Here is a 23,887-nt window from a genome sequence, read left to right on the forward strand (position 1 = left end):
ATTTATTTTTTCGATGCTTTAGGATGGGCCTTGTCGTAGACCTCCATCAGGTGCTCAAGACTCACCTGCGTATAGCGCTGGGTAGTGGTCAGCCTGCTGTGCCCAAGCAGCTCCTGCACGCTGCGCAGGTCGGCACCGGCTGCGAGCAGGTGCGTGGCAAACGAATGCCGCAGGCTGTGCGGCGACACCGTAAAATCAAGCCCGGCCCTGCGGCAAAGGCGTTCGATGATGCGCGCCGCCTCCCTGCGGTTGAGGCGCGAGCCGCGCGAGCCCACAAACAGCGCCTGTTCGTCGGCCAGGGCCATGAGCGGGCGCTCGTCAAGCCAGCTCTTGAGGCTGTCGCAAGAGGTGTCTGAAAGCGGGGCAAGCCGCTGGCGCGACCCCTTGCCCATGACCCGCAGCACGCGCGACGAAAGCTGCACGTCATCCACATCAAGGCCCAGCGCCTCCGAAATACGCAAGCCCGAGCCGTACAGCAGCTCGGCCAGCGCCAGATCGCGGCAAAGAAGCCGCTCTGCTTCGGCGCTGTCGGGCATGGCCCGTCCCTGCCCGGTGTTGCTCGCGGCGCTGTGCCCGGCATCAAGCAGGGCAAAGGTTTCGTCCACGTTGAGGGCGCGCGGATGGCGCTTTTCCTGCCGTGGATTACGCACCTGCGCTGCAACGTTTTCCGTCACCCCGCCGCTACGCTGCTGAAAACGAAAATACGACCGCGCTGCCGCCAGCTTGCGGGCCATGGAGCTTTTGGCCTCGCCCAGGCGAAACAGCCAGGCCAGATACGCCTGAATGTGCCGCTTGGTCACGCCCTGCGGCCTGCCCAGATCAGCCTGCTGCCCGCGCAAAAATTCCGCCAGTTGCCCAAGATCGCTGCCGTAGGCCTTGAGCGTGGCCTGCGATGCGCCCTTTTGCACTTCCATCCAGGTCAGGAATGCGTCAATGAACAGTTGTGCGCGGTCCGGGCCGGGCTTGCCCTGCCCGGCATTTTTACTTTCTGCGGATTTACCCGCCGCCCCGGCGGTAGCCTGCGCGGAGGCCATAGCTGTCGATTGGCCTGCAGCCAGATCGACCGATTGACCAGCGGCTGCCTTGCGGCCTCGCCCCGCATTTTTGGGTGCGCCTTGCCCGCCGCTCATGGCATGGCCTCATAGCGCGCTCCGGGCAGACGCCGCACCTTGCCAAGCATTTCCAGCCCCACCAGGGCGGCGTTGGCCGCCGCAGCGCTGAGCCCGGCGGCATCGGCCAGTACATCGGCATGGGTGGGGCCGTGCTGCAACAGATACTCAAGAAGCCCCGCGTTGCCCCCCGCGTTGACGGCATGCTCCGCAGCGGCGCGCTCCCCTTCATTGAGCGGCGGCGCGCAGGGGGCGTCAGCGGCCTTTTGCCCGGCACTGCCGCAAGCCGCATCTGTCGCTGCAGCCTGATGCGCAGAAGACCCGGACACAGCGTCAGGCGAGGCAGCCAAAGGAGATTTGGACAAAGATTTTGGCGCGGGTTTCGGCGCAGGGGGCGGCGCGGTCTCCGGTGCAGAAACCTCCGCCTGCAGGCCCTCCTCCTGCGGAGGTACACTGTCTTCATTTATGCCAAAGGGCCGCAGCTGCCCGGCCAGATCGCGCAGCACGTCCTCGGCGCAAAACACGGCGTGCGCGCCCTGCCGCACAAGGTCCTGACACCCCAGACAGTGCGTATCCAGCGCAGGCCCCGGCACGGCGTAGACCTCGCGGTTTTGCTCCAGCGCCAGCCGCGCCGTGATCAGGCTGCCCGACCTTTGGGCGGCCTCCACCACGAGCACGCCCAGCGAAAGACCGCTGATGATGCGGTTGCGGATGGGAAAGTTTCCCGCGTGCGGCACAGTGCCGGGCGCAAATTCCGAAACAAGCAGCCCCCGGCGCTCCATGGCGTCAAATACCGCAAAATTTTCTGCAGGATACAGCACGTCGATACCGGTTCCCAGCACGCCGATGCTGCCCCCCACCCGCGCGAGGGCGGCCTCGTGGGCGACCCTGTCGATACCAAGAGCCATGCCCGAAACAATGGATATGCCGCAGGCCGAGAGGCAGCGCGCCATGTATTCCGCCACGGACCTGCCGTGCGGGGTCGCCTTACGCGAACCCACCACGGCAAAGCCAGGCGATTGCAGCAATGAAAGGTCGCCCCGGCAATACAGCAGCACGGGGGCGTCGATGACGGAGCGCAGCAGCGCGGGGTACTGGGGATCAGTCCAAAGGACAATGGAAGCGGAAAGGTCGCGGGCGCGGTCCCATTCATCCCGGGCGGTAACGCGCCACGAGCCTGTGGCCAGCTCGGTTGCCTGCCCCTTGTTGACGCCCGCCTCGTTCCACAGCTGGCGGCCCTGCACGGCGGCATAGGCAGAGCCAAAATGCCGCACCAGCCGGGCTGCCGTGCGTGCGCCAAGACCACGGCAGTGCCGCAGGGCAAGGCTGGCCCAATATTCCTTGCGGGCGGCTTCGTCCATACTTGCCCAGCTGTTGCCCTGCTGGGTCATGCCGCCTCCGCTGCAAAAATCCAGGCCCGCACGCCGCCCATGCTAACGGGCCAGCCCGCGCGAACGGGCAATGCCGGCGGCTTCCGAACCAGGAAACTGCGACAAAAGCTTTTTGTACGCCTGGGCGGCGCCTTCCTTGTCGCCCATCCGGCTCAGGGTCATGCCGGTTTTCAGCAGGGCATCGGCGTTTTTATGGTGGCTGGGCCACTGGCTGTTGACCTTTTGAAACTGCGCCAGCGCTTCCTTGTATTTGCCCTGAGCGTACAGGCCCTCACCTATCCAGTATTCCGCGTTAGCGGCATAGCGGCCCTGCGGATACTGCTGCAAAAAGGTCTGAAAGCGGCTGATGCTGTCTGCGGCCCGGCCCGCCATGGCGGGCTGCAAGGCGGCCTTGTAGGCGGCATCCTCGCCCTTGCCGCCCTTGGGCAGCGGGGAGGGCTGCGCCTGCGCTGCGGCGGGCGCGGGTTCGACAGCCGCGGGGGTTGCCGTTGCGGCGGGAGCCGCAGGCGCGGACGCAGGCGCGGACGCAGCGGCGTTTTTGGCAGCGGCCTTGCCCTTGGCGTTTTTGCCCGTTGCTGGCGCGGCAGCCTCGCCCGGCAGGGGCGGCAGGCCCAAACCTGGACGCTCCGGCGGCAGGGAAAGGTCTGCATGGGGCACTGCAGGCACAGGAACATCCGTATTGCCCCCTGCCGCAGCAACGGGCGGCAGCATGGGCTGCACAGCCGCAGCCTGTTTGTTGGCTGACGACGCAGCTTCGGGCGGCAGCGCAAACCCACCGGCGGCAGTGCTGGCCCCCTTGGCGGCGGCTTGCGACTTTTCTGAAGGGGTGCTCTGGGGTGCGGCCTTGGCAGTCGCCCCCATGGCCGGTTCGACCTCGGGTTTGGCGGCTTCACGTTGCGGGGCAGCGGGGATGGGCCTGATTGTGGCCGCAGGATCCGCCGGGTTGATGGGGGCTTGCGCGGCTCCTGCCCCGCCGGATTTGACGGCAGGCTGCGGCGCGGCCTGAGCTGCAGGTTGAACTGCCGGTTGTACTGTCGAGTGCATGGCCGGTTGGGCTGCGGTCTGGCCCGCCCCCTGAACCGGGGGCAACTGCGGGCTCGCGACGGGCACAGGGCCGTGCGCGGTAAGCTGGGCTTCCGGCTGGGCCTGCGTGGCCAGCACGCTTTTATGCGGCTGGGGCGGAATGATGGGCACCACGGTCATGCCGGTCTTTTGCCCGCCACGGGTGCGCACTTCGTAAACCCTGTTGTTGAGCTGGGCAACCTGGGTATCAAGCGTGGTTACGTTCTGTTCCAGCGTGCGCAACCGCTGATCGGTTTCGCGCAGCAGCTTCTGGTTGGTCTCGCTTGTAGACTCAACATGACGCACCTTGTCGGAAGAAGCGCACCCCGCAGCCAGCGCAAGGCAAGTCAGCGGCACAACGATCAGTGTTTTCATCCCTGTCTCCAGCACAAGAGTATTCTTGCGTTGAAATATCACATACTGCGTCAAAAATCCGCAACAGACGCCCATGATAAATTTTCGGCAACAGCGGTTTACCCCATTGCAACAAAAGCAGACGTCAAACCGCGTAAGCAGCCAAGCTTTCTTGTGCCTCAAGCCCGGCCATATTTCAAGAACTCTTGCAGCGGCTGCGTTTTTCAGGCAAGAACAGGCTTGCTCACGCTATTGCGGCACACTACGTATGAATGAACAGGGCATTGCGGCGCAAAAAAAGCTGCCGCGCCGCCCGTCGCGTGCGTCTTGCAGCTGCAGACAACCTGCAGAAAACATATGAACCGTTTTTATCCGGCATCAAGCCACACCGGAGGCGAAGCCTGATGAATTTTTTTCAGGAAATGACAGCGACCCTGACCACATGGATGAACGCGTTGCGGCATCTTGGACAATCCTTTCCGCTGGCGGGCATGGGGCTGGACATCCTGAGCGTGGCCCTGCCGCTGGCCGCCTTGCTGGCCTTTGCGGGTCTGGGTTTTATGTCGGCCACGGCGAGGACTCTGGCGGTGACGCGCAAGCGCGTCTCATACGAAAAATGCGCGCGCCAGCTGGCCCTGCTGGCTCTGCTGCTGGGCTGGACGCTGCTGATCTGCGGCCGGGTCTGGCTGTTTTTTACGCAAAGTTCCTACACGCCCGACTCGCTGTCCGACTTTATGGTCGAGATGAGCTGGGTCATGCTTGGGCTGGCGGTGCTTTTTAACAGCCTGTATTTTGCCCTGTGGAAATTTTTGATCAAAATGCCCATGCTGCATGCGGGGCTGGGCGTTGTAAGCGGCATCCAGGCCTGCATCGCCACGGCTGCTTCGCTGGCAGCGGCCCGCATGCTTGCGGCGCTGGCGCGCCCCGACGCGGATATGCTCACCCTTGGGCATATCTATGTGCCGGGCTTCGGAACCCCTTTCTGGTGCGCCCTTTTCTGGTCGCTGCCCCTCATGCTGGCGGTCGCAGGGGCCATGGGAACCTTCTGGCTGGCGCTGCGCCGCAAATACGACGACTATGGCCGCGACCACTATAATACCATGCTTCCGTGGTGCGCCACGTGGGCGCGCAATGCCTGGGCGGTATTTTGGGTGATCCTGCTGGCGTCCTCGGTATTTGACGTGCAGCGCGAATGGCAAAACGACACATTTACAGTTATGGACGCCTTGCTTGAAAGCGCCGAGCTGCTGCTCTGGCTCGCGCCCGCCCTACTCTGGACCCTTGTGGCGCGCAGCGCAACCCCCATGCGCCACAAGCTGACCCTGCTGGCCGCCCTGGTGCTGGCCGTGGGCGTCATGCTGCCCTTCTACCTCAACATGACGGAAATCAGCCTGCCGGTATCCCTGACCGACGGCATCGACTAGCCACAGCCCCCAGAGCTGACGACAAATGCAAAAAACCCCGCCTCACTGGCGGGGTTTTTTGCTGGCATGCGCCGCACAGACTATATCTGCGCGGTTATTTTTTACCGTACTGCCTGCGCCACTCGTCAAGAAACAGCAGCGAGGCCTCGGTTTCTGTCAAGGCGCCGCTGCGGGCGCGCAGGGCGTTTATGACATCGTCAAACCCTGCATTGGGGCCAAGCCCCAAGCCCTGAACCACATTAGCCAGCTCGCCCCTGAGCTCGGGCGTAAGCACTGCCTCCACATCCGGGGGCAAGGCCTCGCGGGCCGTCTCCGCCTGCGGCCACGGGCCAAGCCGCTGCTCCATAAATGAAAGCAGCGAGGCCATGCGCTGCTCGTAGGTGTGGTCGCGCAGCACTCGGGCGCGGGCACGTTGGGCAAAGGCCCTGCGCTCTTCGGGATGCGCCGTAAAATGGTCGATGGCGGCATAAAATTCGTCCAGAGTGCCAAAGGTTGCCAGTTCGTCCTCAGCAAACAGATCCGGCATGAGCGCCCGTCTGTCCACAAGCTGAAAAGCGCCCATGGCCGCCAGCTCAAATGTGCGCGGGTTGACAAAATCCCCCCTGCTCACCAGTTCGGCCGTGCCAAGACTGGAATGCAGGTTGAGGTTCACGCGCGTGGCATTGTATATCTTGACGCTTTCCTCTGCCGATATGCGCGCGCCGCCGCGTTGCACATGGCCGGCAAGCAGGGTTTCGCCGTCCCAGTCCGACCCCCATATTTTAAAGTCGCGCCCGATGAGCCGCCTGAAAGCCAGCCGCCGGTTGGGATAGCCCGCGCCCAGAAAGCCAATGTCCGCCCCGTACTCGCGCCGCTCCTGATCGCTCAGGCTGAGCGGCTTGTGAAAATCGGGCTGCGCCGCCAGCGGCAGGTACAACGCGTTGTTCTGCCCGATGCCAACCAGCATGGACAAAAAAGGCTCCTTCTGAATGACGGCAAAAACATCGTAGAGGGGGGCGTAGCCCTTCCAGTAATCAAATATCTCGTGGTCTTCCACAAACCACATGGCCGTGCGCACGCCCGACCGGCGCAGGCGCTGCAAAAGGCTGCGCCCCAGCGGGGCCTGAGCCATGGCAAGCACCAGGTGCGGCTCCTGCGCCTGCACCTGCGCCCACACGGCCTGCGACACCACCTGCAAAAAAGAATTCTCCAGCTGGGCCGTCTGCGCCGGGGCCAGACCAAGGCCGCGCAGGCCGGTAAAGCCCGCGTGCAGCAACGGGGCCTCAAACACGCGCACGCTGTGCCCCAGAGCGCCGAGCGCGCTGGCGCAGTATCTGCCTATGGGCAGCGAGCCACCGTACATGGGCAGCACCACAAGGATTCGCAGAGGAGCGGCAGGCATCAGCAGTATCTCCCTGGCGGCAACATCCAGTCCGCATCGTTATAAAGCCACGGGTCAAGGTCGGCGGACTGCAGGGCGACAGCAGCGCTGCCCGTTGGTTCCGCCGACAGGTGCAGCCGCGCCGCCAAAAAATTGCGCACATACCGGCGCTCTGCCGCATGCGGGTCGTCGCCCGCCAGCAGCGATGGGCGCGCCCCGAGGGCATCCATGCCGGTGCGCCACAGCTGCAAACCGGCGGGGAGCTGCGGCCATTTTTTTGCGTCGGCCCCTACAGAGGACAAGCCGGATTTTATCTGCCCAAGCACAGCCGCAAGCGAACGCAAAAGCTCCACCTGCGTCAGGGGCTGCCCGCAGGCGACGTCGTAGGGGCAGGGGGCGGACTCAAGGCACGGGCCGCAGGCGCGGCAGGCCTGCCACACATGATGGCCCTCGCCGTAAGGGCCGGTTTCGTGCAGCCAGGCGGAGGACAAAAAAAACGCGAGCACTGGCACGCCAAGGTGCGCCCCAAGGTGCATGATGCCCGTATCGGGCGTGATCAGCGCGTCCAGCCCGGTGACCGCAGCCGCAAGGGCGGGCCAGTCTGTCTTGCCGCTCAGGTCTTCAACCATGGGCAGCATCTTGGGGGGCAAATGCCGCAGCAGTTGCCGTGCGGCGGGTTTTTCCGCCGTTGAGCCCAGCAGACGCACGCGCGGGCCGCCCAAGGCCCCAAAGGCCGTTCGCACCACCTCGGCCAGCACCGGCACAGGTAGCGAGCGGCGCGATTCGCGCCCGGCCAGCACAACGCCCAGCCCTTGCCCGCCGGGTGCGGCTGCGGGGTTAACCCTGCGCGGGTCAACAGGAGCCTCGGCAAAATGCCCCCAAAAATCCACCAGATTGAGCGGCGCGAGTGCGCGCCGCTCGCTGAGCCTGAAGGCCAGCCGCGCCCACGGCGAGCGGGTGACGCCCCCTGCGGCGGGGCGGTAGCCGCGCACGGTCTGCGGCTCAAAGACACGGCACAGCGCCGCCGTAGCGCCGGAAAAATTGCAATTGTACACGGCGTCAAAATGCATGCCCCGCCAGCGGGCCAGAGCTGCGGCGTTGCGGGCCATGGCCTGCTCCTCGGGCTTGCCGTGCACCGCAAGGGCGTGCAGCTCGGCAAAAGGAAAAAGCAGCCGGGCCAGAGGCGTCAGGCCCGCATCCACGGCAAGGTGAACCTCGCCGCGACCCGCCAGACTCATCAACAGTCGCTTGGTCTGCACCAGATCGCCAAACCGCGCCGCCTGTATGACCAAAAATTTCGCCATGCCCTTCCTGCGTGTCTGTTAATCGCCGTTGCCGCAAACAAGCTGCCAATTGCGCACAATCTAAGGCAATACCGCCACCTAGGCAAGCAAGGGGCGGCGCGCTGCACTGGCCGGGGCAACCGCAGCCACTTTGCAAATACGTTGAAACGCAGGCCCTTTGCAAAATATTTCGGGCTGCTGTATGCTGGTTGTCAAGATTGTTTCACCCATTGGATCACACATGCGCACACAGCCCCCCGCACCGCTCTACCCCATATTTATTTCGCTGACGGGCATTCGCTGCCTGCTGGTCGGCTTTGGCCAGGTGGGGCAACGCAAGCTTTCAGGTCTGCTGGCCTGCGACCCGGAGTCTGTGCTTGTGCTTGATCTGGCCGAGCCTGCGGCGGAGGAAGCTGACGACGCGTCCAGACTGCTGCGCGACCCTCGCGTGCGCTTTGAGCGCCGCGCCTGCACCAAAGCCGATCTGCAGTGCTGCGCGCTGGTTTTTGCCGCCACGGGCAGCCCGGCTGAAAACAGCCGCATAGCAGACCTGTGCGCCGCAGCGGGCATATTGTGCAACAGCGCCAGCAAGCCAGAAGAAGGCTGCTTTCAGGTGCCTGCTGTTGCCCGCAGCGCGCCGTTGGCGGCGGCTCTGTCCACCGGCGGCGCAAGCCCCGCTCTGGCGCGCCGCTGGAAGGGCGAACTCGAGCGCTGGCTTGAGCCCCGCTCGCGCATGGCTGCCCTTATGGGGCGGCTGCGGCCTCTGGTCCTTGCCTTGGGTGAAGATACAGGGCAAAATACCCGATTGTTCCGAACGCTGGCCGAGTCTTGCCTGCAAAAGTGGCTGGAGGAAAACGACCAGGAAAACTGTCGCCGCTGTCTGCAGGCGGAACTTCCGCCCGCATTGCACGCTCATATAGCGGAGTTGCTGAATGATCTCCCCTGAATTTTCCACCGCCGTCACCCTGTTGCTGTACGGCTCCGCCAGCGTGGCCGGGCTTGCAGGCATTGTCGCGCGCACCGCCCTGTGGCGCAAAATCGGCTGCTCGCTGGCTGTGGCGGGCTTTGTCTGCCAGACGCTCATGCTGTTTCTGGGCTTTCACAAGGCCCTGCCCGGCGGTCTGAGCGCGGGCGCGTATTTTCAGCTGATGGCGTGGTTTGTGGTGCTGTGCGGCATTGCCGCCTGGGCCAAGCTGCGGCAGGAGATACCGCTGGTATTTGCCGCGCCGCTGGGCCTCATGCTGTTTGCCATGTCGGCCCCGTATCTGGCCGCTGTGGTGCAGGTTCCGCCCTCGCTCAACACCTCGTTTTACGCGCTGCACATCGGGGCGCTGTTTTTTAGCCTGGCCCTGCTGGCCCTGGCCTTTGCCGCCGGAGCGCTGTTTTTGTTCATCGAAGGACGCATAAAAAGCAAGCTGACCATGAAGGGCTTTTGGCTTGATATGCCCGCCCTGTCCATGCTCGACAAAATCAACGCCTTTACGACCATGGTGGGCTTTCCGCTTTACACGCTGGGCATCGTATCGGGGCTTATCTGGGCCAAGCCTATTTTTGGCGGCACGGTTACGGGCGACCCCAAGGAAGTCATCAGCATTGTGATCTGGCTGTTTTACTCCGTCTTGTTCCACAACCGGCTCACCAAGGGCTGGAAGGGACGCAAACCGGCGCAGCTGGCAGTTTTTGTCTTTGTTCTCTGCCTTTTTTCAATCATTGTGGTGAATACCTTTATGGAAACCCACCACGCATTCATCCGGCGCTGACCGGGCTACCGCCATGGACTGTGATATCTTTCTTGTCGGCCTGAATCATCGCACTGCCAGCGTGGACGTGCGCGAGCGTTTTGCCCTGGTCAATCATTGCGATGAAGAACATTGGGCCGTGCCATGTATAGGCGCGGTGAGCGAAAGCGTGATACTTTCGACCTGCAACCGCGTGGAGCTGCTGGCTGCGGGCAACGGCGACGTGGCCGGGCAGATGCTCGAAAACTGGGCCGTCGCCCGGGGGGCCAAGCCTGAAGAGCTCAAGCCCTACGTGTACGTGCACAAAAATCTGGAAGCCGTGCGTCACCTGTTTTCAGTGGCTTCAAGCCTTGACTCCATGGTGCTGGGCGAACCGCAGATTTTGGGCCAGCTCAAGACCGCATACCGCAAGGCGGTCAAGTGCCATGCCACGGGGGTTATTCTTAACCGCCTGGTGCACAAGGCTTTTTCTGTAGCCAAGCGCGTGCGCACCGAAACAGCCGTGGCCTCAAGCGCTGTCTCCATCAGTTACGCCGCTGTGGAGCTTGCCAAACGCATCTTTGGCGACATGAACACCCACAAGGCCATGTTGGTGGGCGCTGGCGAAATGGCCGAGCTGGCCGCCATGCACCTGCTGCAGGCGGGCATTGACGAAATACTGGTGGCCAACCGCACGCTGGCGCGCGGGCAGGAGCTGGCGAAGCAGTTCAAGGGGCGGGCCATCGCCTTTGAAGACATGGCCCAGCACCTCACCGAGGTGGATATCATCATCACCTCCACCGGCTCGCAGGAGCCCATCATCCGCGCACGCGACATACGCGCCGTGCTCAAGGCCCGCAAAAACCGACCCATGTTCTTTATCGACATAGCCGTGCCGCGCGACATCGACCCCGACGTCAACGGCCTCGACAACGTCTACCTGTACGACATCGACGACCTCAAGGAAGTGGTGGAAGAAAACCTCGCCACCCGCCGCGACGAGGCCGCCAAAGCGGCGGACATCGTCAACGAGGAAGTGCTGCTCTTTTCGCGCTGGCTCTCAAGCCTTGACGTGCAGCCCACCATTGTCGATCTTATCCAGCGCGGCGAGCGCATGGGGCAGGAGGAACTGGCCAAAACGCTCAAACGGCTCGGCCCTGTGAACGACGAAACCCGCGACGCCCTTGAGACGCTGGTGGGCGCGCTGGTGCGCAAACTCAACCATGACCCCATCATGTTTCTCAAGCGCGGCAGCATGTCCCAGGAGGGCAACGGCCCGCGCATCAGCATCACACGCCGTATTTTCAATCTGGACAAAACAGGCTGTCCCTACTCGTCGGAGGAAAACTGATGCGCTGGTACGGAATTGACGACCTTACGGAAGAAGACACCGCAAAACTGACCGCCACGCTCACCGAAATGGAGCTGACATCGGGCATGGAGGGCCTTTTTTGGCTGCCTGTCCCCGCCGACTTGCTTTCACCCGTGCAGCAGGAGCATGAGGAAAGCTGCGGCCCCCACGTTATGGGGCTGGAAATTGAAGAAAACTTTGCGCGGCTTGAGCTGCTGGTACGCGCGCGGGGCCGCATGCGCTGCGAATGCGTGCACTACGCCTCGCCCGAACTGCGCGACCGCATGATCATATGGCTTGAAACGCTGCTGAAAGATATGGGCATCAATCCCGCCTAGGTGTAATGTTCCAATAGGTTGTTCACCCTCCCCAAATCGGTAAAGCTGGAGTTACCACACACAGCAAACCGAGAGAGGGAAAGGGTGAACAGCCATAAGAATGCCAAACTGACGGTTCGTAGTCGAGAAGAAATGGTGCGGCGTATGCAGCATGAACCAGCGGCAAAAGTGGCGGCTGGTTATGGCGTAAGTTTGCGCACCGCGAGGAAGTGGAAAAGTCGGCATGCTCATGGTGGGCAAGACGCACTTGCAGACCGCAGTTCGCGCCCCAGACATTGTCGCAACATACTATCTGAGCTTGATTTTTGTCAGATATACACGCTGCGAAAAGAGAGAAAAACCGGGGATGAAATCGCCCTACGCCTGGGCATTTGCCGAAGCAGTGTTTTTCGTGTTCTGCGGCAACTTGCCTGTTCACGGTTATCATCACTGGAACACAAGGAACCAATTCAGCGCTATCAATGGGAAAATCCAGGGCAAATGCTGCACCTGGACATCAAAAAGCTGGGCAAGATTGATGGCGTTGGGCATAGAAAAGCGGGAACGCGGCAAGTTCATCGCAGACGGCCAGGATGGGAATACCTGCACGTGTGCGTGGATGATGCTTCCAGAGCTGCGTACACCGCCGTCCTTCCAGACGAAACAGCCAAATCGGCGGTAGAATTTTTATGGTTTGCCGTTTCATGGTACGCCTCACACGGCATCAAGATAGAACGAATTCTGACGGATAACGGATCTTGCTACAGGTCAAGGAAGTTTCGTGACGCCTGTCGTGAGTTCGGAATAACGCATAAGCGGACACGGCCTTATCGACCACAAACCAACGGCAAGGCTGAACGCTTCATCAGAACAGCAATGCAAGAGTGGGCATACGCAGAAACATATACCCACTCTTGGAAAAGAACAGCGTATCTGCCGATATGGACGCATCGTTATAATTTCTTGCGACCACACTCGGCTCTTGGCAGAAAACCTCCAGCTTCAAGGCTGGGAGGGTGAACAACGTGTTGACACTCTACACCTAGGCGCGGATTATTGCTGCGGCATCGGGGGCGGCGCAAGCCGCCCAGACCTGATCTGCCACGCAGCCCCTGCAACGAAAATCCATTCCACCTATCGGCCCCCGACAGGCCCGCCCCCCCTCTGGCCCGACCCTTTTGCAACCCAATCCGGCAAGGCCTCTCCATGGCCCGCTCCGGCGACGCAGCAGATACTCCATGACAGAACCGCTTTTGCCGACATTGCAAAACCTTTCCGCCCAAACGGCCCGTCTGTGCCTTGAGGTGGAGCGGTTTTGCCTTGTGCGGCTGGGGCTTGCGCGCGGTTCAACGCTGCTGCTCGCCCTCTCTGGCGGGGCGGATTCCACAGCTCTTGCGCTTGTGCTGCACCTGCTTGCCCCACGCCTCGGGCTGACCCTGCACGCCATGAGCGTCGACCACGGCCTGCGGGAGGAATCCGCACAGGACGCTGCATCTGTACTGCAATTGTGCCAGCGGCTGGGCATTGCCTGCACGGTGCGGCAGGCCGATGTGCGCGGGCTGGCCGCAAGCGGCGGCATCAGCGTTGAAGACGCGGCCCGCAGACTGCGCTATGCTCTGCTGGAGCGGCAACGCACCGCTCTGGGAGCCGACTTTATCGCCCTTGGACACCATGCCGCAGATGTAAGCGAGGACATATTGCTGCGCCTGACGCGCGGCACTGGCTGGCCCGCCCTTGGCGGCATGGTCGCCCGCGACGACGAGCGCCGTCTGCTGCGCCCATTGCTGGCCTCTGACGCGCACGCACTTAAAGACCTGCTGCGCGAATGCGGCCTCGGCTGGTGCGAGGATGCCAGCAACCAGAGCCGCCAGTACAAGCGCAACAGGCTGCGCCTCGATGTATTGCCCCTGCTGCGACAGGAAAACCCGGCGCTCGACCGCACCCTGCACGATCTGTGGCAGCTCGCCCGGCTTGATGAAGATTACTGGAATAAAACGCTGGACGCGGCTCTGGTTGCGCACCCATGGATTGTGGGGGAGCCTGCGGCGGAGTTGCAGAAGGATCAAAGCACTGCCAGCGGCCCAAGTCTGACCCTGCCCGCAGGGTTGCTGTCGGCGCTGCACCCAGCTGCTCGATTGCGCCTGTATATGCGGGCTGTGCGTTGGTTATGCCGTCCTGCGACGGGGAAGGCAGGTGTGGACTCTGACAGTATGGGCCAGCTTCACGGCCAGGCCCGCGCCCGTACCCTTCTGGCGCTGGACGACGCCCTTGCCAAGGGGCGGGGAAACACGCTGTTTCAGTTGCCTGGCGGGCTGGTGGCGTACCTGAAGGGAGGAAGTGTTGTTTTTGGGCGCTGCGCGGTGGTTTCGTTGCAAGACTTCACGCCTTGATCGCGAGAGATTTATCAATGCCCGCGCCACTGCAACGAAACAGATTACTTGCCGACAGGATACTATCGTCGGCACGAATGCTGCATAAATTCAGGGTGTCTCTTCGCAGACACGCGTAACCAGTAGCCGGAAATTGAACCAGATGAATTTTACTGACGTTGCCATGCCCTATATTTTGCTTTGCCTTCAACTTGTGTTGTCGGGTCTTGGCATCGTTTTTTTAGTTAGCGGCATTGATGAATTTTTTATCGACTGTATTTATCTTGTCTTTAAAGCGTATCACAAGCTTTTTATCAGACGCAAATACCCGCCGCTGACGGAATCGCAGCTGCTTTCCATACCTGAGCAACCCATTGCCATAATGATTCCCTGCTGGGATGAGTCTGACGTTATCCGGCGCATGCTTGATAATACAATAAAAACTGTCAATTATTCAAACTACCAGATTTTTGTCGGCACATACCCCAACGACCCCCAAACCCAGCGCGAGGTGGCCCTGGCAAGCGAGGTCTACGGCAACGTAAACAGAATCGTATGCCCCAAGGATGGCCCCACCAACAAGGCCGACTGCCTGAACTGGATTTACGCCGGTATCCGTCACTATGAAAAGCAGCACGGCGTAGAATTTGCCATCTACGTGATGAACGACTCAGAGGACATTGTACATCCATTATATCTAAAGCTTTTCAACTATCTTATTCCGCGCAAGGACATGGTGCAGCTGCCGGTTTTTCCCATGGTGCTGCGGTGGTGGAACTTTACCGCCGGGCACTATGCCGACGAATTTGCCGAAAACCACGCCCGCGACATGCTGGTGCGCGAAATTTTGAGCAAATCCGTGCCGTCGGCTGGCGTCGGCAGCGGGTACAGCCGCCGCGCACTGGAACTGCTGGCAGCGGACAGCAACAACCAGCTTTTCAACATTGATTCCCTTACCGAAGACTATGACTTTGGCATGCGCATGCGCAAATTTGGCCTGCGCCAGATTTTTGTTCGCCAGATTTTGCATCGTCAGATAAGCCGCACAAGCAGGTTCACCGGCAGGCGGTATACGACCTCAAAAAGGGAATATATCGTTATCAGAGAATTTTTCCCCCGCACATTCACCTCGGCAGTACGGCAAAAGTCGCGCTGGATCATGGGCATAGCGCTTCAAGGCTGGGCGAGCATAGGCTGGCAGGGCAACTTTTGGACCCGCTACATGCTGTACCGGGACAGAAAGGGCCTCGTAACCAACATCGTCAGCATGACGGCAAACGTCGTGGTGCCCGTGGTCGCCCTTATCTGGCTGTATACGCAGATCAAGCCCGATGCCTATAATTATCCCCCCATTGTCGAACGGGATACCTGGCTTTGGTATTTACTGCAGATCAACCTGTTCTTTTTCTTTTGGCGGTCGTTCTGCCGTCTGCTTTATGTATATTTTGTATACGGCTTTGGCGAGGCGCTCCTTTCCTTTCCCCGGCTTATCTGGGGCAACGTGATCAACTTTGCGGCAACAATGCGGGCTTTCAGGCTTTATGCCCGCTATTTGCTGACCGGCAAAGTCATTGCCTGGGACAAAACCGACCACGTCTACCCCTCCGAAGAAGACCTGATGGCCTACCGACGCAGGTTGGGCGACCTTATGCTGGAAAGGCATTTTATCACCACCTCCCAGCTTGACGAAGCGCTCGCCCGGCAAAAGGAATCGGGCCTCCCCCTTGGGCACGTATTGCTCGATATGGGGATGACAACCGAGGACAAGCTGATTCAGATTCTTGGCCAGCAGTTTCACCTTGAAACCAAGGATGTTGACCCGTTTTTGACGCCGATGGACGCGTTGACGGCCATTCCCCGTAAAATGGCCCTGGCCAACAGCGCCTTTCCCCTTGAAATCAGGCCGTCGGGCGAACTTGCCGTGGCGGTGGAAAACCCGCCCTCGCAGCAGGCCATTACCGAAATGGAACGGGCTGCAGGCCGCGCCATTGTGCTGTATCTTGTGACCAAGAGCGATCTGGCCTACGCCCTGCGCTTCGGTTTTGACCGCATCGCCGCCGCAAATTCACAGGAAACCATGCAGCTGGTGCAAAAAATCAAAAACTCCGGTCTACTGACAGACGAGCAGGTGGAAAACGCCTTTCGCCAGCAGCGCAAAACATATGCCCGGCTGGGAGACGTGCTGGTTCAGGAAAAAATGCTGCAGTACAAGCAGTTGAAAGAAGCTGAAGCGCGATATTTTGCCCTCAGCAACCCAAGGGAACGGTTTGGCGTTTACCTCGTCATCCAGGGGTACATCACCCGAGACCAGCTGGTGCAGGCGCTTAAGCTCCAGGAACCCACCTGCGCAACACTGCAGTGTACCCTGCTCCAGCTTGGCTATGTATCGCAAAAGGATATTGATGCCCTTGAAGCCCTGCCGCCCCAAAGCGAGGTCAGCCATGCCTGACAGCACCACGCCGTTGAAGCACAGGCGACGGCCCCGCACCCGCCAGCTGCTGCGCTGGAGCATCCCGGCCCTGCTGGCGCTGTGGCTTGCGCCCACGGTCACGCCCGTAGCGGCTGCCGACGCGCCCCGGCAAAACGAACCGGCCCAGGCGTCCAAAGGCTTTTTTCAGGACCGGCTGAACCTCTTCAAGAGCTACCCGCACCTGGACATGGCCTACCGCAGGCAGAACCAGGGGCAGCTTGAGGAAGCGGCAAAAGAATTCCAGCAGTACCTCGCCCTGCGGCCAGACGATGCCAAGGCGAGATCTGACTACATGAACCTTCTTTTTCGTATGGAAAAGTACGCCGAAGCCCTGGCCCTGCTCGACGGGCTGCCCGATGCGGATACAAATTACGACCTGCAGCAGCTCAAGGCCTCCATATTTATCAAGCAGGGGCGCTCGGCAGAGGCCCTCGACGCGTACGCCAAATCTCTGGCCGCAGCGCGTAGCGATGCGGAAAAGCTCACTGTATTGCAATCTATGGCCTATCTGAGCCAGCAAGGCGGCCTGCTGGAACAGGCCAACCAGTACCTTGCCCAGGCGCGGGCCATAGCCCCGCACAATGCCCCTCTGCTGCAAAAGCAGGCCGCCATCGCCAGCATGGCGGGCAACAAGGGGGAGGCCGTACGGCTGAGCAGAGAGCTGACAATCATTGATCCCTCGCCGCAAAACCGCACCACCCTCGCCAACAACCTTTTTGCCGCCGGGCAGTACGCCCAGGCCGCTGACGAGTACGCCCATCTGACAGACAGCGACAGCCAGATGCTGCTCAAGGCGGGCCTGAGCTTTGCCGCAGCGCATGACAACGCCAACGCCGTGCAGTACCTTGAAAAATATCTTGCACTCAACGAGCCCCGTCAAACCGGCGATGCCATGCTGGCCTTGGGCAACGCCTACACAGAGCTGGGCGACGGCACGCAGGCGGCACGCACGTACAGAGAGTATCTGGGCTTTGCCACAGAGCCGCGCCAAAAAGCCGCCGCCCTGCTGGCGCTGGGCAATGCCTACGCCATAGCAGGCGATGCCCGCAAAGCCTATGAAACATACGACACGGCCCAAGCCCTGTCCGAAGAGTTTTCGCCAGCTGAAAAAAAACAGCTGTACACGTCACTGGGCTTGTCAGCGCTGGCTGCATCCTCGCCCGAGCTGGCCCTTAAGCCTTTGCAGACGGCCCTGCCCCTGCAGGAGAACCTGCAAAACAAGAATCTTGTGCTGCAGTCGCTCGCGCAGGCCCTCACCTCGCTGGGCAACCTGCAAGAGGCCGCAGAGGCATGGCGAACCGCAGCGGCGAGCCCCGGCGTCACGCCTCAGGGCCTGGCCCGCTGCAACGAAAACCTGGGGTATATCCTGAGTTCGCTCGGCGACCATGCGGGAGCGCGCGAGGCCTTTGCCCGCGCCGTTGCCGCAGGCGGCCCCAGCTGGGAACTGATGCTGGCTCTCGCCCAGGCGGACTTTATGACCGGGCGCTTCAACGACGCCCTCGAGCATTTTGAAAAATCAGAACAGTTGCGCCCATCGCCCGACACCAGGCTGGCCCTGGGTCACACGTATGAACGGCTGGGCAAACTGGGACTGGCCATCGTCAACTTTCAGAGCGTCGCCGCCCACATCCGCACTCTGCCTGCCGCCCAGCAGAATGAATATTATAAAAGCATGGGCTACCTGTATTCGGTAGAATCACGGTACGACGCGGCTGTGGAAGCATACGGCAAGGCGCTGACGCTGCGCTACGACGACGCCACCGCCGTCAGGCTTGGGCGTGCGCAGCGCATGTCAAACCAGCTGGACGCGGCCCGCCAAACGCTGGAGGCCGTCAACGCCCAATCACTGGATGCGGATATGCGCCTGCTGCGGCTTTCTGAGCTGGCGACCATTGCCGACCAGGAGCAGCGGTACCCCGACGAGGATGCCTTGCTGCAAGAGGCCCTGGCCCTGCGCGACACCGCCGATCTCAACTTTCGCCTGGCATCGCTCAAACGCCGGACCAATCAGCTGCCCGACGCCATCCGGCTGTACCGCAAAACTGTTGAGCTGGAAGACTCCGGCTCGGCACAGGCGGCCCTTGGCTACGCCCTGAGCGACGACGGCCAGTTTGCCGCCGCGGCTCGGGCCTTTGAGGCCGCGCTGCAAAAGGAAGAAGGCCTCGCCCCCCTTTATGAAGACCTTGGCTATGCTTATATGCACGATTCGCAAAACAGCCGTGCGGCTGAGGCTTTCAAACGCGCCATAGACAACGCCCTGGCCCAGGCCGATGCTGTTGACGGCGACAAGGACGCCGCCGACAAGGCTTACAGACTGCGCAAAGAAGTCACCAAGCTGCAGACCCACCTGACCACAACGGCCTATCTTTCTTATGCGCCCGGCGCAACGGGCAGCACAAGCTGGTCGGGCGGCGACTCGTCGCGCACGGTGCGGTCGGGCGGCGGCGTTGAGCTGGCCTGGATTCCGCCATTTATCGGCCTGCGCGACGACCGCATTTTGCAGGTTATAGGGCGCGTCAGCGCCAACCTTGATAAAAACAATTCATTTTCATTCGACAACAAGTCCTGGCAGGGCGCGGTGGGCCTGCGCTACAAACCCTTCCAGAGCCAAAACCTCAGCGTGGGCGTGGAGAGGCTGTTTCATCTTGGCAGAAATGCCGAAGACAACTGGCTTTTCCGTGCCATGTATTCCTGGTCCGACGGGCTTGACCTGCAACCCGGCAAGGACTTCTGGAACTACTCGTTCATATACGGCGAGTACGACTACTACGCCGACTACAACGCTCGCAGCGCCCTATACGGCGAGGTCAGACAGGGCGTAACCTTTAACCTGTACGACAAATGGCTTGTTTCGCCCCATCTGGTTGGCGACTTCAAACTGATTGAACCGGACAGGGACCAGGATTCACTGGCTGAGATCGGGGCAGGCTTTTCGCTGCGCTACCTGTTGCCTGCCCATGCCTATGAAGTGTCGCGCTCGTCGCTGGAATTTTTGCTGCAATACAAGTACGGAACGCTCTTTCACGCGCTGAGCAACAATAAAAATAACAACATCAATTCCGTGTTTCTTACAACCATCATTACTTTTTAGTGGAAAACCAGTATGCGCTACGCACGTTACCTGCTGTTTTTATTACTGGTATGCACTATCCTTGCTCCCGCGACAGCCGGAGCAAAGGACAGAACGCCGCGCTTTACAAGCACGTTTATGCAGTTGTGGGACACGCACTCCACCTGGGAGAGCACCCGCTGGAACGACCTGTTTGCCTCGCTGCGGGCCATTGGCATTACCGAAGTCATTGTCCAGTGGACAACCAGCCACGACAGTGCAGGCCCGGCCAGCGCGGCAATGGCGGAAGGCGCGCAGGCCCCGCGCCGCGCGGCAGCTCCCCTGCGCCTGCACCCGGCCCTGCCCCTCGTGCTGCAGGCGGCCAAGGCGCAGCATATGCAGGTTGTGCTGGGCCTCGCCCATGACCCGGCCTACTGGGACAAAATCAAATCAGAACCAGAGCTTGTACGCCGCTACCTGCGCCAGCTGGGCAACGTCAGTCTGCAGGCTGCCCGCGCCGCAATGTTGCTGCCTGACAGCAAAGAGGTGGTCAGCGGTTTTTACATTCCGCAGGAAATTGACGACAAAACGTGGCTCGAACCAGAACGACAAAACGTGCTTGTGGAGTACCTGACTAATCTGAGGGCTGGGCTGCAAACAGCTGCTCCGGGCCTGCCCGTGGGCATATCGGGATTTTCCAACGCCTTTGCCGAACCGGCCATGCTGGAGCGGTTCTGGCAAACGCTGTTAAAAAAATCCGGGATAGCGCGCCTGCTGTTTCAGGACGGCGTGGGCGTGCACAAGCTCCGGCTGCAGGAGACGGGCCTGTTTATGGCGGCGGCGGCGCGCGCAGCGCTGCAGGCTGGTGCAACGCTGACCCCTGTGGTCGAAGTCTTTCGTCAGGTTGACGGCCCACCGGTCAACGACAAGCCATTTCGCGCCGTGCCCGCAGGCATGTCTGGCCTGCAACGCCAGCTGGCCATTGCCTCGGCGCAACCCCACGCGGGCATTGCGGCGTTTAGCCTGCCCGAATACTGCTCTCCATATGGCATCAAGGGGGCGGCCTCGCTTTACGCGCAGTATAAGGCCTACATCCGCCGCTAGCCAGTCTGGTTATTCAGCACAGCAGCCGCAGCGCACAAAGCCGACCAAAGGCTGCCGAGTGCCGGCGGCCGTGCGCCATCCACAACCTGCACCCGCACTCTGACAGAAAAATACTTTTATTTTAAATAATTAGATACATTGGCGTCGCCAACTCGCGGGGTCTTGGCATCATGCTTGTCGACAGATTGTACAGCAAGTACAACCGGGCATGTCGCTCCAGTCTACGTTCATGCGCAAATGAAATTACCTAACAACTTATTTTTATTAAGTAAATTTTGTTTTACAGAACAGCCTTTACGGAAAATCCGCAAATTCGACACAGCTCATTTGCTTATATGGCAAAATTTTCGGTAATAGTTTTGCTGCACAAACTGTCCTGAAACATGAATCAGACAACTTCATTGCAAACAGATTAACAATTATTTATACATATATATACATATCATTACATACACACAAAAAAATCTTTGGGGGCGTTGAAACGAAATTTATTTTTTTCAGAACAAAGTTATGTGAAATTTCGGCAAATATCATCCTGCTATCTGTTTATAAAAACAATTAACCAATCATTGGAGCATGTCCTGCAGACAGCCTCTGGAATCATCGATTTGACGCCTGCGCATAAAATATTTATTTTGCCGACCAAGTTAATGCTGTCTCAACAAATTTTGCCGTCTTGCCCTGCCCCACACAAAGATCGCTTGAGATGAAGCTGCATGGATAACCCGCCTTAACTTGGTTAAAACGGGCGTGCACGTTGCGCTTGCCATCATGTGGCAACGCACTGCCACCAGCTGGGCTACAATTTTTAGGACGCGCTAACTACGAGAGATATCTGACTGTTATTCTGCCTGGCCAGACCGGCATGCGTTATTCACTGCTGACGCTGGGGCAAATTGATGCTACGCTATCATTTGAGAATAGTGCATGTAAGAATAAGTCCGCTATAACCGCCGCAGAAAAAAATTTACGCTTGGAGCATTTTAAGACAACAGGACAAGCATCATGTTTCTTTGACGCAGTAAATATTTATTTTGAGATACGACACAATGCAACTGGCTTGACTGTATTGCGATAACATTGCGATGCAAAGTCAATATTGGAGATGAAGTAATCAATATCTCTACTAATACAAGCACAATATAATACAGGTTTTGGAATACTACCATGCTGAATGACAGAAAAAAACAGGCTTACAATTACCTTAGGAATGCAATCATTAGCAATGAGCTTGCCCCTGGAGCGCCCATTCGCGAACAGGAGCTGACAAAGCGCCTGAAAATGAGCCGTACCCCCATCCGCGAGGCCATGCGCGAATTGGAAAAAGATGGGCTTTTGATCAGCTACCCTGCCAGGGGCACCTTTGTTTTGGTGGTATCGCCTTCAGATGCTGCTGAAATTTATGATCTGCGGATACTGTGCGAACTTTGGGCGCTGGAGCAAGGCCTGTCGAGGATGCACGACAGCGAGATTGAAATTATCAACAGGCTTACCAAAGAAGCCGAGACAAATATCGACTGGGAAAAATTTCATCTTTCTGACCTGCTGCTGCACAACCTCATTATTGAAAAAAGCTACAACAAAAGGCTGGTGTCGTTTATACAGGCCATTAACGGTCAAATTGAACGCATCAGAAGATTCAATGCCAAGGGCAAGGCCAGATATGACCTTGGTATTGTAGAACACAAAAAAATTCTCAATGCTCTGTTCAACAGAAATCTGCCCGCCGCCAAAAAAGCGCTGGAAGAACACCTGCGCACAAGCCGGTCTACCGCCATTGAAATTGCCAAAATGTTTGAAATGCAGTCCGTGCCCCATAAATCCTGATTGCCCCTCTCCTCTATACGACACTTTCCCGCGATTATTTGCAGCAATGCGCTTATGTGCGCTTGCCGATTGAGCAAAAGCGCCCATGGGAAGGACATGGGCGCTCAAGGGAGAGGAAGGGGCGCGAGGCAAATGCGCCCCTTCCTTGTCGTGGAGGAGGGTTAGAACTGATAGACGAAGGTCACGCCCACATTCCAGGCGTCGCGCACGTTGTCGCTCTTGCCGTTCATACGGCTGTTGCCCCAGACGGTCTTGGACTTGTCAAGGTACAGGGCATCGTAGTTTGCATCGAGGTAGACAACAAAGTTGTCGTACATCTTGTACTTGTTGCTCAGGCCAAATTCGAGCACGCCGTCATTGCGCGTCAGATACAGGCCTTCACGCCCGGCGATGCTGCCGTCGTTGGCAGACATCCATGAGCCACTGGAATTGTTGATCTTCTTGAGAATGCCCGGATCGTTGGTACCGCCCATGTAGTTGATGCGGATGGTGTGGGAGAGGTTGTCGATAAAGCTCATGTCCTTCAACCGGGCGCCAATGCCCCAAAGGCCGGACATGGACTTGCCCACGAGGCTGTCGCGGCCCATGATCGGGTCGCCATGGAAGGCAAAGCCAGAGAAATCGTTGGGGTTGTTGGGGTGCATGAAAGGCATACGCTCCGAACCGTTGCCCAGATTATCGTCGTCGCCTGAGGCGTACCAGCCGTAGAGGCCGGGGGTGCTCCAGTCAAGCTTGTATTCCAACAGCACCGTACCCAGCCAACCAGACCTGTTCATGGAGCTGTCGTCATACTGCACTGAGCCGTATTCGAAATCCCACGAAATTCTGAACGGATCAAAAACCGTAACCTGCCCGGGCAGGCCGAACCATACGGCATTGCCGTACTGCGACAGCTTCTGGTTATGACGCCCGCCGTAGAGGGGCAACAAGCCCGAGCGCAGCGAAGAGCCAGAGGCGTTGCTGGCGTAGGTGTATATCTGGGTGTTGTTGACGGAGTTATAGTTGATGGCGGGTCCGATGCCGGCATACATGCCCCAGGGGGTTACCTTGACGCCGTCAAAGGTCAACGGCACGGTCAGGCCGAAGGCATCAAGGTTGTCCATATAGTTGGCGTAACGGTTGGTCGCCGAAGTGGAGTTGTCATTAAGAATGCGGGCCCAGAATGCGGTGACGCCCACGTTTTCATTGAAGGCGTACGAAGTGGTGATGGCCGCCACGTCGTCAGCGAGCACCTGGTTGCTGTTGATGAAATCGGGCAGCTGCATGGGCTGAATACCCATACGCACTTTCAGATCGGTCTGCGGAACCATCCAGTCAAGGTAAGCACCCTTGACCTTTATCCAGGTGCTGTCGGCGCCAAGCGCGCCACCGCTGGAATTGGCGCCCCAGTACTGGCCCATGCCACGGTTGTAGCCCCCAATCTCAAACTGCACGGTTCCTGACAAATTTTCCGAGGCTACGGCTTCGAGCTGCAACCGGACCATCTGATTCGCTTCAAATTCATCTTCAGACTGGTTAAACCCGGTTCGGCCACCGCCGCCAGTAAAGGAACCGTTCTGGCCGTAACTGAAGTTATACGACCAGCGGCCCTTAGCCTTGAAATCGACGGCATTTGCCCCTGCCGGCAGCGCAAACAACAGGCCTGCCGCCAAGAGTAATACTGCTATCTTTTTCATCCTCTGCTTCTCCTTTCTTAACT

17 protein-coding genes are annotated in these 23,887 nt (G+C 59.5%); 11 read left to right on the forward strand and 6 right to left on the reverse strand.

Features of this window, described 5'->3' with window-relative positions; translation table 11 throughout:
- Positions 1-2: 2 nt before the first annotated feature.
- Genes DDIC_RS08540 through ybgF form a run of 3 tightly spaced genes read right to left on the reverse strand, consistent with a single transcriptional unit; the run spans position 3 to position 3,937 of the window.
- Positions 3-1,130 carry a tyrosine recombinase XerC gene (locus tag DDIC_RS08540; protein ID WP_247647431.1) on the reverse strand — a complete coding sequence of 376 codons (1,128 nt, stop codon included), beginning with the start codon at positions 1,128-1,130 and terminating at the stop codon, positions 3-5.
- A complete protein-coding gene (dprA, locus tag DDIC_RS08545) occupies positions 1,127-2,500 on the reverse strand; it encodes a DNA-processing protein DprA (protein ID WP_136400048.1) in 1,374 nt (457 codons plus the stop codon). The genes DDIC_RS08540 and dprA overlap by 4 nt, the downstream gene beginning before the upstream one ends.
- A gap of 42 nt (positions 2,501-2,542) precedes the next feature.
- Positions 2,543-3,937: a tol-pal system protein YbgF gene (ybgF, locus tag DDIC_RS08550; protein WP_136400049.1), complete on the reverse strand. Its 1,395-nt coding sequence runs from the start codon at positions 3,935-3,937 to the stop codon at positions 2,543-2,545.
- 383 nt (positions 3,938-4,320) lie between these two features.
- On the opposite strand from ybgF, the gene DDIC_RS08555 reads away from it, so the two are divergent.
- Positions 4,321-5,340 carry a hypothetical protein gene (locus tag DDIC_RS08555; RefSeq protein ID WP_247647432.1) on the forward strand — a complete coding sequence of 340 codons (1,020 nt, stop codon included), beginning with the start codon at positions 4,321-4,323 and terminating at the stop codon, positions 5,338-5,340.
- A 94-nt stretch (positions 5,341-5,434) separates the two neighbouring features.
- On the opposite strand, the gene DDIC_RS08560 is transcribed toward DDIC_RS08555, so the two are convergent.
- Both DDIC_RS08560 and DDIC_RS08565 read right to left on the reverse strand, forming a co-directional pair.
- Positions 5,435-6,721, reverse strand: a complete 1,287-nt coding sequence (locus DDIC_RS08560) for a CgeB family protein (protein WP_136400050.1) — start codon at positions 6,719-6,721, stop codon at positions 5,435-5,437.
- Positions 6,721-8,004: a glycosyltransferase family 9 protein gene (locus DDIC_RS08565; protein WP_136400051.1), complete on the reverse strand. Its 1,284-nt coding sequence runs from the start codon at positions 8,002-8,004 to the stop codon at positions 6,721-6,723. Before DDIC_RS08565 ends, DDIC_RS08560 begins: the two co-directional genes overlap by 1 nt.
- A gap of 220 nt (positions 8,005-8,224) precedes the next feature.
- Here DDIC_RS08565 and DDIC_RS08570 point away from each other — a divergent pair, with 220 nt between their 5' ends.
- The 10 genes from DDIC_RS08570 to DDIC_RS08615 all read left to right on the forward strand — a co-directional run bounded on the left by DDIC_RS08570 (position 8,225) and on the right by DDIC_RS08615 (position 22,188).
- A complete protein-coding gene (locus DDIC_RS08570) occupies positions 8,225-8,929 on the forward strand; it encodes a precorrin-2 dehydrogenase/sirohydrochlorin ferrochelatase family protein (RefSeq protein ID WP_136400052.1) in 705 nt (234 codons plus the stop codon).
- The gene (gene ccsA, locus DDIC_RS08575) at positions 8,916-9,743 is read left to right on the forward strand and encodes a cytochrome c biogenesis protein CcsA (protein WP_136400053.1); all 828 of its coding nucleotides are present in this window, start codon (positions 8,916-8,918) and stop codon (positions 9,741-9,743) included. The genes DDIC_RS08570 and ccsA overlap by 14 nt, the downstream gene beginning before the upstream one ends.
- Before the next feature lie 13 nt (positions 9,744-9,756).
- Positions 9,757-11,052, forward strand: a complete 1,296-nt coding sequence (gene hemA / locus DDIC_RS08580) for a glutamyl-tRNA reductase (protein WP_136400054.1) — start codon at positions 9,757-9,759, stop codon at positions 11,050-11,052.
- Positions 11,052-11,390, forward strand: a complete 339-nt coding sequence (locus DDIC_RS08585) for a hypothetical protein (protein WP_136400055.1) — start codon at positions 11,052-11,054, stop codon at positions 11,388-11,390. Before hemA ends, DDIC_RS08585 begins: the two co-directional genes overlap by 1 nt.
- Before the next feature lie 84 nt (positions 11,391-11,474).
- Positions 11,475-12,389, forward strand: coding sequence for an IS481 family transposase (locus DDIC_RS08590; protein WP_136400056.1), 915 nt, complete (start codon positions 11,475-11,477; stop codon positions 12,387-12,389).
- Positions 12,390-12,607: 218 nt separating this feature from the next.
- Entirely contained in the window at positions 12,608-13,759 is a 1,152-nt protein-coding gene (gene tilS / locus DDIC_RS08595) for a tRNA lysidine(34) synthetase TilS (RefSeq protein ID WP_136400057.1), read from the forward strand.
- 142 nt (positions 13,760-13,901) lie between these two features.
- Entirely contained in the window at positions 13,902-16,187 is a 2,286-nt protein-coding gene (locus DDIC_RS08600) for a glycosyl transferase family protein (RefSeq protein WP_136400058.1), read from the forward strand.
- Complete coding sequence (locus DDIC_RS08605) at positions 16,180-19,299, forward strand: NfrA family protein (RefSeq protein WP_168732509.1); 3,120 nt, start codon at positions 16,180-16,182, stop codon at positions 19,297-19,299. Before DDIC_RS08600 ends, DDIC_RS08605 begins: the two co-directional genes overlap by 8 nt.
- A 12-nt stretch (positions 19,300-19,311) precedes the next feature.
- Positions 19,312-20,361 (forward strand): DUF4434 domain-containing protein, encoded by a 1,050-nt coding sequence (locus DDIC_RS08610; protein ID WP_136400060.1) that lies wholly within the window; start codon positions 19,312-19,314, stop codon positions 20,359-20,361.
- Positions 20,362-21,528: 1,167 nt separating this feature from the next.
- A complete protein-coding gene (locus DDIC_RS08615) occupies positions 21,529-22,188 on the forward strand; it encodes a GntR family transcriptional regulator (protein WP_136400061.1) in 660 nt (219 codons plus the stop codon).
- 161 nt (positions 22,189-22,349) lie between these two features.
- Here the strand turns inward: DDIC_RS08615 and DDIC_RS08620 are convergent, their stop codons facing one another.
- Positions 22,350-23,864, reverse strand: a complete 1,515-nt coding sequence (locus DDIC_RS08620) for an outer membrane homotrimeric porin (RefSeq protein WP_168732510.1) — start codon at positions 23,862-23,864, stop codon at positions 22,350-22,352.
- Between the last annotated feature and the right edge of the window lie 23 nt (positions 23,865-23,887).

The organism is Desulfovibrio desulfuricans, assembly GCF_004801255.1.
GTDB classification, from domain to species: Bacteria; Desulfobacterota; Desulfovibrionia; order Desulfovibrionales; family Desulfovibrionaceae; genus Desulfovibrio; species Desulfovibrio desulfuricans_C.

Coding starts and splice junctions, on each gene's coding strand:
- DDIC_RS08540 (WP_247647431.1), bottom strand. CDS start 1,130: ATGAGCGGCGGGCAAGGCGCACCCAAAAATGCGGGGCGAGGCCGCAAG.
- dprA (WP_136400048.1), bottom strand. CDS start 2,500: ATGACCCAGCAGGGCAACAGCTGGGCAAGTATGGACGAAGCCGCCCGC.
- ybgF (WP_136400049.1), bottom strand. CDS start 3,937: ATGAAAACACTGATCGTTGTGCCGCTGACTTGCCTTGCGCTGGCTGCG.
- DDIC_RS08555 (WP_247647432.1), top strand. CDS start 4,321: ATGAATTTTTTTCAGGAAATGACAGCGACCCTGACCACATGGATGAAC.
- DDIC_RS08560 (WP_136400050.1), bottom strand. CDS start 6,721: ATGCCTGCCGCTCCTCTGCGAATCCTTGTGGTGCTGCCCATGTACGGT.
- DDIC_RS08565 (WP_136400051.1), bottom strand. CDS start 8,004: ATGGCGAAATTTTTGGTCATACAGGCGGCGCGGTTTGGCGATCTGGTG.
- DDIC_RS08570 (WP_136400052.1), top strand. CDS start 8,225: ATGCGCACACAGCCCCCCGCACCGCTCTACCCCATATTTATTTCGCTG.
- ccsA (WP_136400053.1), top strand. CDS start 8,916: ATGATCTCCCCTGAATTTTCCACCGCCGTCACCCTGTTGCTGTACGGC.
- hemA (WP_136400054.1), top strand. CDS start 9,757: ATGGACTGTGATATCTTTCTTGTCGGCCTGAATCATCGCACTGCCAGC.
- DDIC_RS08585 (WP_136400055.1), top strand. CDS start 11,052: ATGCGCTGGTACGGAATTGACGACCTTACGGAAGAAGACACCGCAAAA.
- tilS (WP_136400057.1), top strand. CDS start 12,608: ATGACAGAACCGCTTTTGCCGACATTGCAAAACCTTTCCGCCCAAACG.
- DDIC_RS08600 (WP_136400058.1), top strand. CDS start 13,902: ATGAATTTTACTGACGTTGCCATGCCCTATATTTTGCTTTGCCTTCAA.
- DDIC_RS08605 (WP_168732509.1), top strand. CDS start 16,180: ATGCCTGACAGCACCACGCCGTTGAAGCACAGGCGACGGCCCCGCACC.
- DDIC_RS08610 (WP_136400060.1), top strand. CDS start 19,312: ATGCGCTACGCACGTTACCTGCTGTTTTTATTACTGGTATGCACTATC.
- DDIC_RS08615 (WP_136400061.1), top strand. CDS start 21,529: ATGCTGAATGACAGAAAAAAACAGGCTTACAATTACCTTAGGAATGCA.
- DDIC_RS08620 (WP_168732510.1), bottom strand. CDS start 23,864: ATGAAAAAGATAGCAGTATTACTCTTGGCGGCAGGCCTGTTGTTTGCG.